Here is a 15,601-nt window from a genome sequence, read left to right as displayed (position 1 = left end):
ACACCACGCACGCCCCCCGGACGTCGAAGTCGCCGGTGCCGGCCGGCGACCTCCGGAGTCCGCGACGCCACGACTCCGGCGGAGACCGACCGGAAACGGCGTGTGGCACCGTGGACACCGCTCCCGTGCGGGCCACTCGCATCCGGGGATCCAGGCGCCGGCGTCAACGAGCGGAGGCGACGTGCCGCGCTCGACCACCTCGCTCCTCCGCCCGGCCAGCTGGCTGACGCTGGTCCTGGGCGCCGTCTACGCCGTCCTGCTCGTGCCCGGTGTGCGGCCCACGCGCGGCTACCTCGAGCCCGTCGACTGGTGGCTCAACATGACCGTCGACGGCCTCGTCATCGTGGTCGTCGGCCTGCGCGTGCTGGCCGATCCGCGAGGCCGGGCCGCCTGGTCGTGCATGACCCTCGGGCTGGTGGCCGCGTTCGCGGGGAGCACCGCCTACTTCGCCCACTACCGGCACCTCGACCCGGTCCCGCAGGTCTCATGGGCCGACGCGGGCTGGTTGCTCTTCTACCTGCTCCTCGCCGTGGGGCTGGTCCTGCGGCTGCGCGCCCGCGCCCGCAGGATGCCGGTCAGCCTCTCGCTCGACGGGCTGATCGCCGGGCTGACCGCCGCGGCCCTCGCCGAGAACTACGTCGACGACGCCGAGGTCGCGTTCGGCGACGACGGCGCCGCGACGCTGCTCACGGCCTACCCGCTCGCCGACCTGCTGCTCCTCGCCGTGGCGGTCGCCGCCCTCGCCATGCTCGGCCGCGGCGGTGGCCTGTCGTGGTGGCTGCTCGGGGCGTCGTTCGTGACGTTCTTCGTCACCGACGTCGTCTACGCGAACCTCGTGGAGCACGACGCCTACGTCGGCGGCCACCCGGTCGACCTCGGCTGGCTCGTGGCCCGCCTGCTGCTCGTCGGCGCCGCGCTCGCCTCCCTGCGCCGGACGGAGTCCCGGCCCGTGGACCTCGAGGGCCTCAGCGTGCTCGTCCTCCCCGGCGTCTGCGGCCTCGCCGTCCTCGGGATGCTCTTCCACGGCAGCCAGGCGGGAGCCGATCCCCTCGCCGCCGTCCTCGCCCTGTGCGCCGGCGTGCTCATGATCGGCCGCACGGCACTGACCTTCCGCGAGCTGCGCGCGCTGACCGAGGCGCGCCAGCGGGCGCTCAGCGAGCGCCTCGTCGAGGCCCAGGACGACGAACGCGCCCGGATCGCCGCCGACGTCCACGACGACTCGATCCAGGCGCTGGCGGCGGTCGACCTGCGCCTCAGCGCCCTCCGCAACCGGCTCCGGGGCACGGCGCCGGAGGAGGCCGCGGCCGTGGAGACAGCACTGGACACGGTCAACGCAGCCGCCGTCCGGCTGCGCCACCTGCTGTTCGAACTGGAGACACCGGTCCTGGACGCGACGCTGGCCGAGGGGCTGCGCGACGCGGCCGCGCAGGTCTTCGACGAGTCCGGGGTGACCTGGTCGGTCGAGGAGCGGGGCAGATCCCCGCTGCCCCAGCAGGTCCGGGTGTCGGCCTACCGGATCGCCCGGGAGGCCATGGTCAACGCCCGCAAGCACGCGCAGGCCGGACGCGTCGTCGTCACCGTCGACGCGACGGACGGCGGGGTGGAGGTGCACGTCGTGGACGACGGGCGCGGCACGGCCGGCCCGGCGTCCACCGGCGAGTCGGGTCGCCGCCACTCGGGAGTCGTCGGCATGCGCGACCGGGCCGCGGCGTCCGGGGGCTGGTGGCGGTCCGGGCCCGGCCCGCGCGGGGTCGGGACGGACGTGTCGTTCTCCCTCCCGGTGCCCGCCTCGGCGTTCCCGGCCGGGACCGCCGTGCTACCGGGCGAGCCCTCGTCGGAGGACGTCGGGCGCACCGGGGACCCCCACGACGAGGTGACCCAGCATGCAGCAGCGGAGCAGGACGGGGAGCTCGCCCGAGGCGGTCCCCTTGAGGAGGTAGGCCGAGGCCCCGGCCCTGAGCAACCCCGTCCAGCTCGAGGCGTCGGCCTGCGCTGAGAAGCCGGCGACGACCGGCCGGTGCGGCAGCGCGACCAGCCGCCGCACCAGGTCCGGTCCGCCGCCGGGCATGCGGACGTCGGTCAGGACCAGGGCGGGGCGGCGCTCGTCGGCGGCGGTGACGGCAGCGTCGCCGGTGAGGGCGAGCCCGACGACCCGGAAGTCCCCCTCCTGCTCCAGGAGCGTGGCCACGGCCTGCCCCACGTGGAAGTCGTCGTCCGCGACGAGGACCGTGATCTCGCCGCGGGCGGGAGTCGGCACGCGAGCACGGTCGCGCACGGCGCGGCATCTGTCGTGGTGCGCGCGCACCGGCGTCCTAGTGCCGATGCACCATGTAAGCCCTGGTGCGGGGCCGTCCGGGCGGCCGGCCCGTGACAGACTCGGGTCGTGAGCCGGCCGGAGCCGCCCGACGGGCCGACGCCCGTCCCGGTCCGGGTCCTCGTCGTCGACGACCACCAGATGTTCGCCACCAGCCTGGCGCAGGCGCTGCAGGCCGAGCCGGACCTGCTCGTGGTCGGACAGGCGACGTCGATCCGCGAGGCCCGTGACCTCGTCGCGTCGGCCACCCCGGACGTCGTGCTCCTCGACCACCGCCTGCCCGACGGCGATGGGGTGGGCGCCATCGCCGACCTGCACCGCGTCCGCCCCTCCGTCCAGATCGTGGTGCTCACCGCCACGGCGTCGGATCGCGTCCTCGTCGCCGCCATGGAGGCCGGCGCCGCCGGCTTCATCGCGAAGACCCAACGGCTGGACGACGTGATCGCCGGCGTGCGGGCAGCGGCCGACGGCGAGTCGATGGTCAGCGCGAAGCTGCTCGGCCGGCTGCTGCCACGCCTGCAGCGGCGGACCGGTACCCCGGGCGCCGAGCTGACCGAGCGTGAACGCGAGATCCTCGACCTGCTGGCGACGGGGCTCTCCAACGCCGACATCGCCCGACGGTTGACGATCAGCGTGCACACGGTCCGCAACCACATGGCGAACCTGTCGGCCAAGCTCGGCGCGCACTCCAAGCTCGAGGTGCTGTCGATCGCCGTCCGCGAGGGTCTGGTCGACGCAGGCACCTGACGGCGGGTAGTACATCCGCACCAGACGGATTGGCACGGTCGCACCTGGTGACTGGCCCCGGTCCCCCGGAGCCTGGGAGGCAGTGTGCGCAGTCGCGCGCCGGCCTCCCCTCGCCGTCCAGGAGCGATCCCGTGCTCAGGTCCCCGTACGCCGCCGACGACGACGGGCCGGGACCGCAGGGAACGGCGGGGCACGGCCGACCACCTGCTGCGGGCGCGGCCGGCGGGGCGCCGCGGCCCGAGCGCGCCGCGTTGGTCGACCGGCTGGCCGCCGCGCTGGCACGGGCCGAGCGGTCGACCGCCGTCCTGCTCGTCGACCTCGACCACTTCCGGGTGGTCAACGCCTCCCGCGGCCACACGGCCGGCGACGAGCTGCTGACCGCGGTCGCCGCCCGGTTGCGCACCGCCGTCTCCGGCGACGACGCCGTCGTCCGGTTCGGGGACGACGAGTTCGTCGTCGTCTGCGAGGACACCGGTGAGCACTCCGCGAACGCCCTCGCCTGCTTCCTCCGCAACCTCCTGACCGAGCCCTACTGCATCGACGGTGACACCGTCCGCGTCACGGCGTCGATCGGGGTCGCGGCCGCCGGTGCGGAGGCGGCGGTCCCGGCGGCGGAGCTGCTCCGACGCGCCGACACGGCTGCCCACGCCGCCAAGCGTGCCGGCGAGGGGCAGGTGCACGTCTTCCGCCAGGAGCCGGGCGGTCGCGGAGCGGACCGGTACGAGCTGGCCGCCGAGCTCCCGGCAGCCCTGGCAGCCGGAGACCTGCACCTCGAGTACCAGCCCGTCGTCGAGCTGGGCTCGGGGTCCGTCGTCGGAGTGGAGGCCCTGGCCCGCTGGGTGCACCCCGAGCACGGGCTCGTGCCGCCGGGCGACTTCGTCGGCGTCGCCGAGCTGACCGGCCTCGCCCCCCGACTCGACCGCTGGAGTCTCCGGCGGGCCCTCGACGACATGGCCCGGCTCCGCGCCGCCGGGGCGGTGCCCGCCGGGGCCCACGTGGCGGTGAACCTGTCGGCGACCACCCTGGCCGACACCGCCCTGTTCGACGAGCTGCCGGGCTGGACCGCCCGGGCCGGGTTGCCCGCCGACCACGTCGTCCTCGAGATCACCGAGACCGCGATCATGCAGAACGCGGAGCTCGCGGCCAGGCTGCTGCACCGCCTGCGCGACCAGGGCTTCCAGATCGCCATGGACGACTTCGGCACCGGGTACAGCTCCCTGGCGCATCTCCGGGACCTGCCCATCACGGCGCTGAAGCTCGACCGCAGTTTCGTGACCGACATCGTCGAGGACCGGGATGCGCGGGCGATCGTCGCGTGGATCGTCGACCTCGCCGAGGCCCTGGGCGTGGCCGCTGTGGCGGAGGGCGTCGAGACGGCCGAGCAGGCGGCGTTGCTCCGCGAACTCGGCTGCCCGACCGCCCAGGGCTGGCTGTGGGGGCCGGCCGTCCCCGTGGCGGCGCTGCTCGACGGACCGGGGTGGGCGGGCACGCTGCGCGAACGGGTGCCCACGACCCCCCACGCCGGGACACCCGGACCCGGGCGGGCCCACGCCGACGACACGCACGGCCTGTCGAGACTCCACGAGCTCTACCGGGAGGGGACCCCGATCGACGCGATCGCGACCGCGCTCGACGCCGAGGGCTTCCGCACGCCCGCCGGACGGCGCTGGCACCCCTCCGCCGTCGCGCGCTTCATCTCCCAGGGGATCCGCCGCCGCGCCGGACACGTTGGCCGGTGGCCGTCCGGTGGGCTGTCGCGTCCTCGCTGAGGTCTCCCGGCCGGGATCGTCCTCGCGGGAGGAGGCGCGACAGCGGATCCGGCCGACCATCTCCGGCAGGTCACACCCACCCGAGGGGAGCTCGTCATGGCATCCGTCTCTGCGCGGGAGAACCGGGAGATCGAGGCGGCCAACGCCTCCGGCAGGACCCCGGTGGTCCTCGTCCACGGCCTGTGGCTGCTGCCGAGCAGCTGGGCCAGGTGGGCCGAACTGCTCGAGCAGGCCGGCTACGCGCCGCTGACGCCGGACTGGCCGGATGACCCCGAGACGGTCGAGGAGGCCCGGGCGCACCCGGAGGTCCTCGCCGGGAAGACCCTCGCGCAGATCGCCGACCACACCACCGAGGTCATCGGGGCGCTGCAGCGCAAGCCGGTCGTCATGGGCCACTCGACCGGCGGCCTGGTGGCGCAGATGCTCGCGGGGCGGGGCCTGGCCGCGGCCACGGTGGCCATCGACCCGGGCGTCTTCCGCGGCGTCCTGCCGCTGCCGGTCTCCGTGCTCAAGGGCGTCGGCCCGTTCCTGCTGGATCCGCGCACCCGCCGCCGCGCGATCACGCTGACCTTCGACCAGTTCACCTACGGCTGGGCGAACGCCCTCGACGCGGCGGAGGCCAGGGAGCTCTACGACACCTTCCACGTCGCCGGCTCCGGGATCGCCCTCGTGCAGATGGGCAACGCCAACCTCAACCCGTGGACCGAGGCCAAGGTCGACACCACGAACCCCGACCGCGGGCCCCTGCTGATCCTCGACGGGGAGCGGGACCACACGATCCCGTGGGCCATCGCGCACGCCGCCTACCGGCGGCAGCGGCGCAACCCCGGCGTGACGGAGATCGTGCAGGTCCCGAACCGGGGCCACTCCCTCACGATCGACCACGGTTGGCGGGAGGTCGCCCAGACCGCGGTGGACTTCGTCGGCCGGTTCACCGCGCCGCAGCGCGACGACACCTCGCACCCCGCCGGACGGTGACGGAGCCACTGGGACACCGGCCGGCTCAGCCGCCGCGCAGCGCCTGCACGATCCCCGCGTGCCCCCGCGCCAAGGCGTGGTCGAGCGCGGTGCGCCCGTCGGCGTCCCGGATCAGGGGATCGGCGCCGGCGGCGAGCAGGATCCGGACGATCTCCTGGTAGCGCGGCGACCCGTCGCCGTAGACGACCGCCTCCAGCAGCGCCGTCCACCCCGGGTCGTTGACGTGGTTCACGTCGATGCCGGTCTGCACCACCCGGCGCACGTAGTCGACGTGCCCGCGCTCGGCCGCCGGGATGACCGACACCCCGCCGAACCGGTTGCGGATGGTCAGGTCCGGCCCGGCCGGCAGCAGCACCTCGAGCATCGCCACGCTGCCGGTCACCCCGGTCACCAGCCACGGGGTGTCGTGCCGGCCGTCGAGGGCGTCGGGGTCGGCGCCCAGCGCGACCAGCAGCCGGGCGACGTCCACGCGGTCGTTCGCGGCGGCCAGCAGCAGCGGCGTCCGGCCCTGGGCGTCCCGCGTCTCCAGGCCCGCGCCGGCGCGCAGCGCGAGGGCGACCCGGTCGGCGTCCCCGGCGGCCGCGGCCTCCAGGAGCTGTCCGGCGGGGTCCGCGGGCGGGCCGGCCTCGAGCGCCGCCTGCAGCGTCGCGGCCACGGCGTCCTGGCCGCGCGACCGGGCGTGCTGCAGCGGCGGGATGCCGTCGCGGACCGGGGCGAGCGCGACGTCGGTGCCGCGGGCGACGAGCAGCCGCACCGTGTCGACGTAGCGCTGGCCGCCGTCCCCGTAGATCACCGCCTCGTGCAGGGCGGTGAAGCCCGGCCGGTTGACGTGGTCCACGGCGATCCCGGCCTGCAGCAGCCGCCCGACGACGTCCGCGTGGCCCCGCTCCGCGGCCCGGATCAGCCCCGTCCCGTTGAAGCGGTCCAGCGCGGCGAGGTCGGCGCCCGCGGCGAGGGTCAGCTCCAGCAGCTCGCGGTGACCCTCGCTCGTGGCGATCAGGTAGGCGCTCTGCCGGGTGCCGTCCTGGGCGTTCACGTCGGCGCCGGCGGCGATCAGGTCCCGGGCCCGGGGGACGTCGTCGGCCCAGGCCGCCGCGATCAGCGCGGTGTCCAGAGCCTGCTGCTCCTCGGGGGTGCGCGGCGGGGGCGCGGCCGGGGCGGGCTCGGGGCTCGGCGCGGCGGACGACGACGGCGGTGGTGCCGGGGTGCCGGCCGGGGTGCTCGTCGACGTGCCGGCCGCCCGCTCCGGGGCCGGCGGGTCCTGCCCGCAGCCGGCGAGCGCCACCACGGCGAGGGCACCCGCCGCCCACCGTGCGGCCCTCATCGCGGCAGCGGCAGGGCGACCACCTGGTACGGCGGCTCCGCGACCGGCTGCTCGTCGAACTTGCTGTCGACCAGCAGCAGACGCCCGCGGGCCTCCTTGCCCGTGGTGAACACCCGGCTCGGGTCGGTGGGGGTCTCCTCCAGCAGCGCGGCCGAGCGCGCGTGCGGGTCCAGCCGCAGCGTGGTGATCACCCGGGCGAAGTTGCGGATGACGACCAGCTCCGATCCGCGCAGCACGAGCCCGTCGGCGTTGGTGAGGACGGCGCCGCCCGTGTCGATCTCCGCGACCTGGCGCGAGCGCAGGTCGAAGCGCCACAGCTGACCGGTGGTGCCCTGGGCGACGACCAGCGCCCGGCGGTCCGGGGAGACGACGATCCCGCCCAGGTTGAAGGAGTTCGGGCCGATCTGCACGGGGATCGTGCCGGTGGCGTCCGCCCAGCGGCTGACCCCCCACTGCCCGTGCTCGCGGGCGACGCGGAAGACCTGCGGGTCGTTGGAGTTCGTGAAGTACGCGGCACCGTCGGGGCCGATGGCCACGTCGTTGAGGAAGGCGTCCGGCTCGTCGACGCGCAGCGCCGCCAGCAGGGTGCCGTCGGCGTCGTAGACCCACAGGTCGGGCCGGTCGTTGCCCAGTCCGTTCGGCCCGCCCGCGATGTAGACGCGGCCCTGCCGGTCGGTGGTGATGCCGCGGGCGGTGGTGCGGTCGTCGGCGCCCTCGGGCAGCCACTCCTCGGTCCGGCCGGTGCGGACGTCCCCGCGGTGGATCTCCCCGCCGGTCACCTCGCTGACGTAGAAGGTGCGCTCGCGGCGGTCCACGCCGATGCCCTCGAACCGCGAGCCACCCGGCTCGTCGCCGTCCAGCACGTAGGTCGCCGGCCCGCGGGGGTCGCCGCCGTCCGCGGCGGCCGGGGACGCGCCGACGAGCACCGGCACGGCGAGGGCGAGGGCGGTGACGGGGACGAGCAGACGGCGCACGGCATCTCCCGGGGTCGAGGTGGGAGCTCCACGGTGCCGCCCCGGCGGCGCCGCGGGCATCGGGCGATCGGTCATCCGCGGGATGGCCGAACGGATGATGCCGCGGGCGCCCCGCAGGTCGTAGCGTCGACCGGTCATGGACGAGGTGCCCGAACGCCGCCGCGGCGTGCGCGGCATCCTGGCCGGCGACGCCCGGCTCGACCGGTGGCTGGACGTCGTCCTCGTCGTCCTCACCCTGGCCTCCGCCGCCCGCTACGTGGACGGGCACGGGCTCGGCGACCGCGCGCCGGCGGTGCTGGGGGCCGCGGCCCTGCTGGTCGCCTGCGCCCTCGCCCGTCCCCGGTCCGCCCGGCGCGGAGCCGGGCCGTCGGCGGCGGCCTGGTGCCTGGGGCTGGTGCTGATCTGGGCCGTGCTGCTCGCGCTGGCGCCGTCGTTCGCCTGGATCGCGGTGCCGCTGTCCTTCGTCGCCCTGCGCGCGCTCGCCTTCCCCGCGGCGTGCGCGCTGATCGCCGCGATGACCGTCGCCGTCGTGGTCACCTGGACCCGGATGAACGGGGAGGTGGACCTGACCGTCGTCACCGGCCCCGCCTGCGTCGCCGTCCTCACCGTGGTGGCCTACCGGGCGCTGGAGCGCGAGGCGCTGTCCCGGCAGCGGCTGGTGTCCGAGCTGGAGGAGGCCCAGGGCGACCTCGCCGAGGCCCAGCACAGCGCCGGCGTGCTGACCGAGCGGACCCGGCTCTCCCGGGACATCCACGACAGCGTCGCCCAGGCGCTCTCCAGCATCAACCTGCTGCTCCAGGCGGCCGAGCAGGCCTGGACCACCCGGCCCGACGCCGCGCGGGAGCACGTCGCGCAGGCCGCGGTCGCCGCGCGCGACGGCCTGGAGGAGGTGCGCCGCGTGGTGCGCGACCTCGCGCCGCCCGAGCTGGGCAGCGCCGGCAGCGGCCCGGCGCTCGTGGCCGCGCTGCGCCGCACCTGCGAGCGGGCGGTGCGCGGCAGCGGCGTACGGGTCGACGTGCACGTCGACGGGGTCCCGGTCGACGTCCCCGCCGACGTGGCCACCGCCCTGCTGCGCACCGCCCGCGGCGCCCTGGCCAACGTGGTGGAGCACGCCGACGCGACGACGGCGACGGTCTCGCTGAGCTACCAGGCCGACGCCGTCTCCCTCGACGTGCGGGACGACGGCGCGGGCTTCGACCCGCGTCGCGTCGGCGCCTCCGGTGCGCGGGGCCGCGGGCTGTCCGGCATCCAGGACCGCGCGGCGCAGTTCGGCGGCACCCTCGCCGTCGAGGCCGCCCCCGGCGAGGGCACCGCCCTGGCCTTCTCCATCCCGCTCGGGGGCGCCGGTGCCCGACGCTGAGCCGGGGCTGCGGATCGTGCTCGTCGACGACCACCCCGTGGTGCGCGCCGGCCTGCGCGCGCTCCTCGAGGGCCAGGCCGACCTGGCGGTCGTCGGGGAGGCCCGCGACGCGGAGAGCGCCGAGGAGGTGGTGCGGCGCGCCCGCCCCGACGTCGTCCTCATGGACCTCAACCTGGGCGCCGGTGCCGGCGGCGCGGCCGCCACCGCCGCCCTGCGGGCGCTGCCCGACCCGCCGCGGGTGCTGGTGCTGACCACCTACGTCAGCGAGGCCGACATCCTCGCCGCCCTGGACGCCGGCGCGGCCGGCTACCTGCTCAAGGACGCCCCGCCCGAGGAGCTGTTCCGCGGGGTCCGCGCCGTGGCCCGCGGGACGACGGTGCTCGCCGCCGAGGTGGCCGGCGTGCTGGTGCGCCGCGCCCGCTCCCCCGAGCCGGCCCTCACCGAGCGGGAGGTGCAGATCCTCGGGCTGCTCGCCGACGGCCTGGCCAACAAGGAGATGGCCCGCCGGCTGCTGGTCAGCGAGGCGACCGTCAAGTCCCACCTCTCGCACATCTACGCCAAGCTCGGCGTCGACAGCCGCGCCGGCGCGGTCGCGAAGGCCATCGAGCAGCGGATCATCCGCAACTGACGACCGGAGTCGCACATCCGAGAACTCCCGTGACTCCCGCGGGGCCCGCCCCTAGCGTTCCTCCCGGCAGGAGCCCGGCGGCACCCGCCGGCGCTCGTCCGCGACCCTCGCGAAGGGATCGAGCGATGCCGTTCTTCATCGGCTCCCGGGGACGCATCCACCACTCCGCCTGGCTGCCCGAGGGCGACGTCCGCGCCGTCGTGGTGTTCTGCCACGGCGGGTTCGGCGAGCACCTGGGGCTCTACGAGCCGCTCGCCCGGCGGCTCACCGCCGACGGCGTCGCCGTCCACGCGCTGGACGCCATCGGCCACGGGCGCAGCGACGGGGAACGCGACCTCATGGCGTCGTGGGACGAGTACGTCGACGACGCGCGCATCCTGGCCAACCTCGCCCGCGCCCAGCACCCGGACCGGCCGCTGGTGCTGATGGGCCACTCCGGCGGCGGCCTGGCCGCGCTCCTGCTCGCCCAGCGCTCCCCGCAGCTGGCGCAGGCGCTCGTGGTCTCCGCGCCGCCGGCCCGGCCGCTGCCCTGGGTGGAGGCCGAGTTCGGGGCCGGCAGCGAGGAGGTCGAGTCACCCGACCCGAGCCGGATGTTCAGCACCCACCCCGAGTACCTGGACGCGCTGCTGCACGACCCGCTGGTCCACCGCGGCCCCGTGCCGCGGCAGACCATGGTGGCGGTGATGCAGACCTGGCCGGAGGTGGCGGCCGCGCTGGCCGAGGGGCGCCCGTCCATCCCGGTGCTGGTCCTGCACGGCGAGGACGACCCGATGGTCCCGGTCGACGACTCCCGCGCCCTCGTCGCCCAGCTCCCCCGGGCGACGCTGCGGACCTTCCCCGGCGACCTGCACGACGTCCTCAACGAGCACGACCGCGACGCCGTGCACGACGTGGTCGCCGCGTTCGTCCGGGAGCACGCCGGGCGGTCCGCCGTCCAGGCCTGAGCCGCGTGTCCGCCGGAAGCGGCACGCGCGGTCGCCGACGAGGCCCTCTGCTGGTGAGGAGCACGCGTCAGGTGATCGAGCCGATGCCCAGCAGTTCGCGGATGCGCAGGGCGTTGGTCTCGAACCGCGGGTCCTTGCGCGTGGTGAGGGTGCGCGGGTGCGGGAGCCCGACCTCGAGGACCTCGTTGACCCGCCCCGGCCGCGCCGACATCACGACGACGCGGTCGGACATGTAGACGGCCTCGTCGATGTCGTGCGTGACGAGCAGGACGGTCTTCTCCCCGCCGGCGCAGATCCGCAGCATCTCGTCGTTCAACTGCTCCCTGGTGATGTGGTCCAGGGCCCCGAACGGCTCGTCGAGGATGAGGATCGCCGGGTCGAACAGCAGCGCCCGGCACAGCGCCGCGCGCTGCTGCATGCCTCCGGACAGCTCCCGGGGGTAGGACCCCGCGAAGGCGGTCAGACCGACCATGGCCAGCAACTCGTCGACGCGCGCCCGGTGGTCGCGCCGCCGAGCGCCGCCGAGCAGGTCCACCGGGAGCAGGACGTTGTCGCGCACGGTGCGCCACGGCACCAGGGCCGGCGTCTGGAGCATCATCCCGACGTCGCGACGGGCCGCACCGACCGGCTGCCCGCTGACCGAGACGGTCCCGGCGGTGGGCTCCTCCAAGCCCAGCACCATCTTGAGGAGGGTGCTCTTCCCGCAGCCGCTCGGGCCGAGCAGGCTGACGAAGGAGCCCTCCTCGATCGCCAGGGACACGCTCGACACCGCGTCGACGACGCCCTTGCGCGTGCGGAAGGTCTTGGACACCTGGGAGATCTCGATCGCGAGATCCCGCCGGGTGAGCTGCTCAGTCACGATCGCCCGGGTGGTAGACGACGCACTCCAGCCGGGTGGGGTTCCAGCCGTTGACCGGGTTGCGCTCCTGCGGGCAGGCGCTGATCGCCACGAGCACGTCCATCTCGGCGCGCAGATCGATGTAGTCGCCGGCCTTCGAGGGCGGCTCCGCGATCTCGGCCCGCCCGTCGGGATGGTGGATCACGTTCATGAAGGGAGTGAAGGCACCGGGGATCTCCTTCATCCCGATGCCGTACGGCCGCAGAGCCGCGGTCAGGTTGTCCCGGCAGTTCAGCGTGCCCGGCACGCCGTAGCGGATCAGGTTCATCTCCTGGGTGCACATGAGGGCACCCGGGTAGTTCCGGCCCACCCGGTCGTCGATGATCGTGAACATCGGGTTGCAGTCGTCGGTGTAGACGACGTGCCCCTGCCGCGGGTTGTACGTGCCGTTGAGCAGCATCGTGGACTCGCCGTTGAGGCGTTCCTGGTGGTCGTGCAGGTTGAACGCCACCAGGTCCGCGACCTGCTGCCCCTCCGAGTCCACGATCCGCAGCACGTTCGACGCCCGCATGGTGAAGGCGCCGTAGCCGCGGGCGGGGATGTCGATGCGCTGTAGCACCGCTCCGGGCACGGTGGGGATACCGGCTGACATGGCTTCCGCCCTCGCTCACTGGTCGCGTCCGGGGTTGGGTCCCCCGGAACCGGCGCCGTCCTCACGCGCGGTTCCACGGGGTGATCACGTACTCGACCACTCGGACCAGGTTGAACAGCGCGAGGCCGATGACGGCGAGGCCGAGGACGCCGGCCCACATCATCTCGGGCTGCAGCTGTGCGCTGCCCCGCAGGATCACGAACCCCAGCCCGGCGTCGGAGGCGACGAACTCCGCCACGACCGCGCCGATGACGGCGAGCGCGATCGACACCCGGGCGCCCGCCAGGAAGTGCGGGATCGCCGACGGCAGGGAGATGTACCGGACGGTGCGCCAGCGTGCGGCGCCGATCCCGCGGGCGAGCTCGGACACCTCGCGCTGCACGCTGCCGATCCCCGCCAGCGTGTTGACCAGGATCGGGAAGAAGGACACGAGGATGACGATGGCGACCTTCGGCGCGTCCCCGAACCCGAGCCAGATGACCAGCAGCGGGGCCACTGCCACGACCGGCGTCACCTGGGTGACGACCAGCAGCGGGAGGAACATGTCCCGCAGGAGCGGGACGAGGGTGAACACGACCGCCAGGGCCACCGCGGCCAGCATCGCGATGAGGAAGCCCATCCCGACCACGCGGAGGGTGGCCGCGGCGCCCTCGAGCAGCACGTCCGGGTTCTCGACCGCGTAGTCGACGATGTCGGTCGGCGGCGGCAGCGCGATGGAGTCCGGGTGCACCACGCCCGCCCAGTACTGCCAGAGGGCCGCGACCAGCGCCAGGCCGACGAGGGCCTTCAGCCCCGCCAGCACCCTCCGCGGGACCATCTCAGCCGAGGTACTCGTTGGTGAAGAGGTCCTCGATCGGCACCTCGGTGGTCTGGCCGCCGTAGGTCACCATGAGCTCCTGCGTGGCTCGCCACCGGTCCTCGGACATCTGCAGGCCGACGCCCTGGTCGTCGGAGAAGAACGGGTCGAGCGCCTCGATCTCGGCGGCGAAGTACGCCTCGTCCCCGCGGTCGTCGGCGGCCGTGAGCCGTGCCGCCTCCTGCGGGTCCGCGAGGGTGTCGTCGAGCCCCTGCTGGACGGCGGCCAGCACGTCCCGGGCGACGTCGGCGTTGTCGGCCAGCCAGTCGGTGTTGGCGACGATGACCGTGCCGTAGGAGTCGATGCCGTGCTCGAACCACGGGATCATGGTGATGTCCTCGAGGTTCACGAACTCCTGGGCGAAGCCGCCGATCGCGTCGACCTGGCCGCTCTGCAGGGACGGGACGCGCGTCTCGAAGGACATTCCCACGAAGTCGACCGCGTCCCGTGACACGCCGTTGGCCTCGAGGAACGCCGGGAGCAGCGCCGTCGTGGCTGCCTGCTGCGCGTCCCCGTAGGACCTGCCGGCCAGGTCCTGAGGGGTCGCGATCCCCGAGTCCGCCAGCGCCACGGTGACGGTGGGAGTCCGCTTGAGGATCACGCCCACCGCGGTCATCTCGGCCCCGGAGCCGATCCCGACGGAGACCGCACCAGCATCGGCCAGGCCCATGTCGGCACGGCCGGCCGACACCAGTTGGACGGTGGCCGCGCCGCCCTGGCCCGGCTCGATCTGCACCGCCAGGTCCCGGTCGCCGAAGTACCCCTCCTCCTGGGCGACGTAGAGGGGGGCGTGCAGGCCGTCGACGGCGAAGTCGAGCAGGAAGGTGACCTCGGACTGGCCCCCCGAGCCCGAGCCCGAGTCGCCGTCGTCATCGCCCCCGCCACAGCCGGCGACCGCGAGCACCAGGGCAACGGATGTGAGGATGCTGAGCCGTCTCCGCATGGGATGCTCCGCTTCAGAGGACTGGGGCGGAAGTCTCTTGCGACCAAGATGACCCGTCAAGGCCTCTCGGCACGCCCATCTCCGTGCCGGTGGGAGCACCGGATCCGCCACGGCCGAGCGCCCACGGGGGGAGGCTGCGGTGACGGGAGCTCCGAGCGCCCGGGCGGTCGTCGCGGAGATGCTCCGGCCCAGCAGATGGGTGACGACACGCACCTCGACGAGCTGATCGCGGCTGACCCGTCACGCGAAGTCGGCCGCGGTCATCCCGTCCGGGTGGCCGGGCGGCCACTGCACCAGCTCGATCCGGTTGCCGTCGGGGTCGGTGATCCAGCCGGTGAGGAAGTCCGCGGACCCGTCGGGCGAGGACGGGTCGGCGACCTCGATCCCCCGCGCCCGCAGCTCGCCCACCGTGGCCGCCATCGACTCCACCTGGACGACGAGGTGGCTCAGCCCGGAACCCGGCTCGCCGACCGCGTCGGGGTCGTGGACCAGCTCGAGCGACACGACGTCGTCGTCCGGCAGCTTCAGCATCGTCAGCTGCCCGGCCGGGCTGTCCGGCACCCGGCCGACCACCTCGTAGCCGACGGCGGTGTAGAACGCCAGGGCCCGATCGGGGTCCGCGACCCGCAGGCCGACGTGCAGCGTCCTCACCGCTCCTCGCCCCCGGTCCGCCGGACGCGGTAGCGCAGGTGCAGGACGCGGTGCTCGGGGTCGGTGTCGGAGGCCTCCAGCGTGCGGGTGAGCTCCAGCTCGGTCGGCCCCGCCGGGAGGTGGTCGAACAGCCGCCGTCCCGCGCCGAGGAGCACGGGCACCACGTGCAGTTCCATCTCGTCGAGCTCCCCGGCCCGCAGCAGCGCCTGCGCGGCCCCGGCGCCCAGCACCGCCACGTCGGCGTCGCCGGCGGCAGCGCGGGCCTGCGCGGCGCAGTCGCGGACGTCGGTGGCGTAGCGGACGCTGCCCGGCGGCGGCTCCGGCGGCACGGAGTGCGTCAGCACGAACACCGGGACGCCGTCGTGGTGGTCGCCCTGCCACCGACCGGCGTGCTCGTACGTGCGGCGGCCGGCGATCACCGCACGCGTCGCCATCGACTCCGCGAACACCTGGCCGCTCGGCCCGGGTCCGAGGCGGTGGTCGAGCCAGTTGAACAGCCGGAAACCCCCGGCGCCCATCGGCGCGTCCACGCCGTCGTCCGGGCCGACGACGAAGCCGTCGAGCGACAGGGTCATGTCCAGCCGGATCACGCAGTGCAGACCCGCCGCGGGCCCGGAACTGGT

At 74.8% G+C, this 15,601-nt stretch carries 15 protein-coding genes and 1 pseudogene; 7 read left to right on the top strand and 9 right to left on the bottom strand.

Annotated elements, in window-relative coordinates; translation table 11 throughout:
- Positions 1-319: 319 nt before the first annotated feature.
- A pseudogene (locus tag ACI79F_RS05130) lies at positions 320-1,774 on the top strand (sensor histidine kinase); the annotation flags it as partial.
- A gap of 42 nt (positions 1,775-1,816) precedes the next feature.
- Here ACI79F_RS05130 and ACI79F_RS05125 read toward each other — a convergent pair.
- Positions 1,817-2,188, bottom strand: a complete 372-nt coding sequence (locus ACI79F_RS05125) for a response regulator (RefSeq protein ID WP_456578887.1) — start codon at positions 2,186-2,188, stop codon at positions 1,817-1,819.
- Between the two features lie 195 nt (positions 2,189-2,383).
- Here ACI79F_RS05125 and ACI79F_RS05120 point away from each other — a divergent pair, with 195 nt between their 5' ends.
- From ACI79F_RS05120 to ACI79F_RS05110, 3 genes are all read left to right on the top strand, one after another.
- Positions 2,384-3,061 carry a response regulator gene (locus ACI79F_RS05120; protein ID WP_456543936.1) on the top strand — a complete coding sequence of 226 codons (678 nt, stop codon included), beginning with the start codon at positions 2,384-2,386 and terminating at the stop codon, positions 3,059-3,061.
- Between the two features lie 131 nt (positions 3,062-3,192).
- A complete protein-coding gene (locus ACI79F_RS05115; RefSeq protein ID WP_456543937.1) occupies positions 3,193-4,830 on the top strand; it encodes a putative bifunctional diguanylate cyclase/phosphodiesterase in 1,638 nt (545 codons plus the stop codon).
- Positions 4,831-4,926: 96 nt separating this feature from the next.
- Positions 4,927-5,808, top strand: coding sequence for an alpha/beta hydrolase (locus ACI79F_RS05110; RefSeq protein ID WP_456543938.1), 882 nt, complete (start codon positions 4,927-4,929; stop codon positions 5,806-5,808).
- Positions 5,809-5,833: 25 nt separating this feature from the next.
- Here the strand turns inward: ACI79F_RS05110 and ACI79F_RS05105 are convergent, their stop codons facing one another.
- Positions 5,834-7,132, bottom strand: coding sequence for an ankyrin repeat domain-containing protein (locus ACI79F_RS05105; protein ID WP_456543939.1), 1,299 nt, complete (start codon positions 7,130-7,132; stop codon positions 5,834-5,836).
- Positions 7,129-8,106: an SMP-30/gluconolactonase/LRE family protein gene (locus tag ACI79F_RS05100; RefSeq protein WP_456543940.1), complete on the bottom strand. Its 978-nt coding sequence runs from the start codon at positions 8,104-8,106 to the stop codon at positions 7,129-7,131. Before ACI79F_RS05100 ends, ACI79F_RS05105 begins: the two co-directional genes overlap by 4 nt.
- A 136-nt stretch (positions 8,107-8,242) precedes the next feature.
- Here ACI79F_RS05100 and ACI79F_RS05095 point away from each other — a divergent pair, with 136 nt between their 5' ends.
- From ACI79F_RS05095 to ACI79F_RS05085, 3 genes are all read left to right on the top strand, one after another.
- Positions 8,243-9,466 carry a sensor histidine kinase gene (locus ACI79F_RS05095; protein WP_456543941.1) on the top strand — a complete coding sequence of 408 codons (1,224 nt, stop codon included), beginning with the start codon at positions 8,243-8,245 and terminating at the stop codon, positions 9,464-9,466.
- Positions 9,453-10,094 (top strand): response regulator, encoded by a 642-nt coding sequence (locus ACI79F_RS05090; protein WP_456543942.1) that lies wholly within the window; start codon positions 9,453-9,455, stop codon positions 10,092-10,094. The genes ACI79F_RS05095 and ACI79F_RS05090 overlap by 14 nt, the downstream gene beginning before the upstream one ends.
- A 125-nt stretch (positions 10,095-10,219) precedes the next feature.
- Positions 10,220-11,038, top strand: a complete 819-nt coding sequence (locus tag ACI79F_RS05085) for an alpha/beta fold hydrolase (protein ID WP_456543943.1) — start codon at positions 10,220-10,222, stop codon at positions 11,036-11,038.
- A gap of 67 nt (positions 11,039-11,105) precedes the next feature.
- On the opposite strand, the gene ACI79F_RS05080 is transcribed toward ACI79F_RS05085, so the two are convergent.
- The 6 genes from ACI79F_RS05080 to ACI79F_RS05055 form a co-directional block, all read right to left on the bottom strand.
- Entirely contained in the window at positions 11,106-11,897 is a 792-nt protein-coding gene (locus ACI79F_RS05080; RefSeq protein ID WP_456543944.1) for an ABC transporter ATP-binding protein, read from the bottom strand.
- Positions 11,890-12,528, bottom strand: coding sequence for a DUF1989 domain-containing protein (locus ACI79F_RS05075; RefSeq protein ID WP_456543945.1), 639 nt, complete (start codon positions 12,526-12,528; stop codon positions 11,890-11,892). Before ACI79F_RS05075 ends, ACI79F_RS05080 begins: the two co-directional genes overlap by 8 nt.
- 61 nt (positions 12,529-12,589) lie before the next feature.
- Positions 12,590-13,345, bottom strand: a complete 756-nt coding sequence (locus tag ACI79F_RS05070) for an ABC transporter permease (protein ID WP_456543946.1) — start codon at positions 13,343-13,345, stop codon at positions 12,590-12,592.
- A gap of 1 nt (position 13,346) precedes the next feature.
- Positions 13,347-14,327, bottom strand: a complete 981-nt coding sequence (locus ACI79F_RS05065) for an ABC transporter substrate-binding protein (RefSeq protein ID WP_456543947.1) — start codon at positions 14,325-14,327, stop codon at positions 13,347-13,349.
- Between the two features lie 240 nt (positions 14,328-14,567).
- The gene (locus ACI79F_RS05060) at positions 14,568-14,978 is read right to left on the bottom strand and encodes a VOC family protein (RefSeq protein ID WP_456543948.1); all 411 of its coding nucleotides are present in this window, start codon (positions 14,976-14,978) and stop codon (positions 14,568-14,570) included.
- Positions 14,975-15,553, bottom strand: coding sequence for a dihydrofolate reductase family protein (locus tag ACI79F_RS05055; RefSeq protein WP_456543949.1), 579 nt, complete (start codon positions 15,551-15,553; stop codon positions 14,975-14,977). The genes ACI79F_RS05060 and ACI79F_RS05055 overlap by 4 nt, the downstream gene beginning before the upstream one ends.
- Positions 15,554-15,601 lie beyond the last annotated feature (48 nt).

The sequence above is a fragment of the Blastococcus sp. SYSU D00868 genome, from assembly GCF_054050575.1.
Note: the sequence above shows the minus strand (reverse complement) of the source record. Positions and strands in the feature narration are given on the sequence as shown.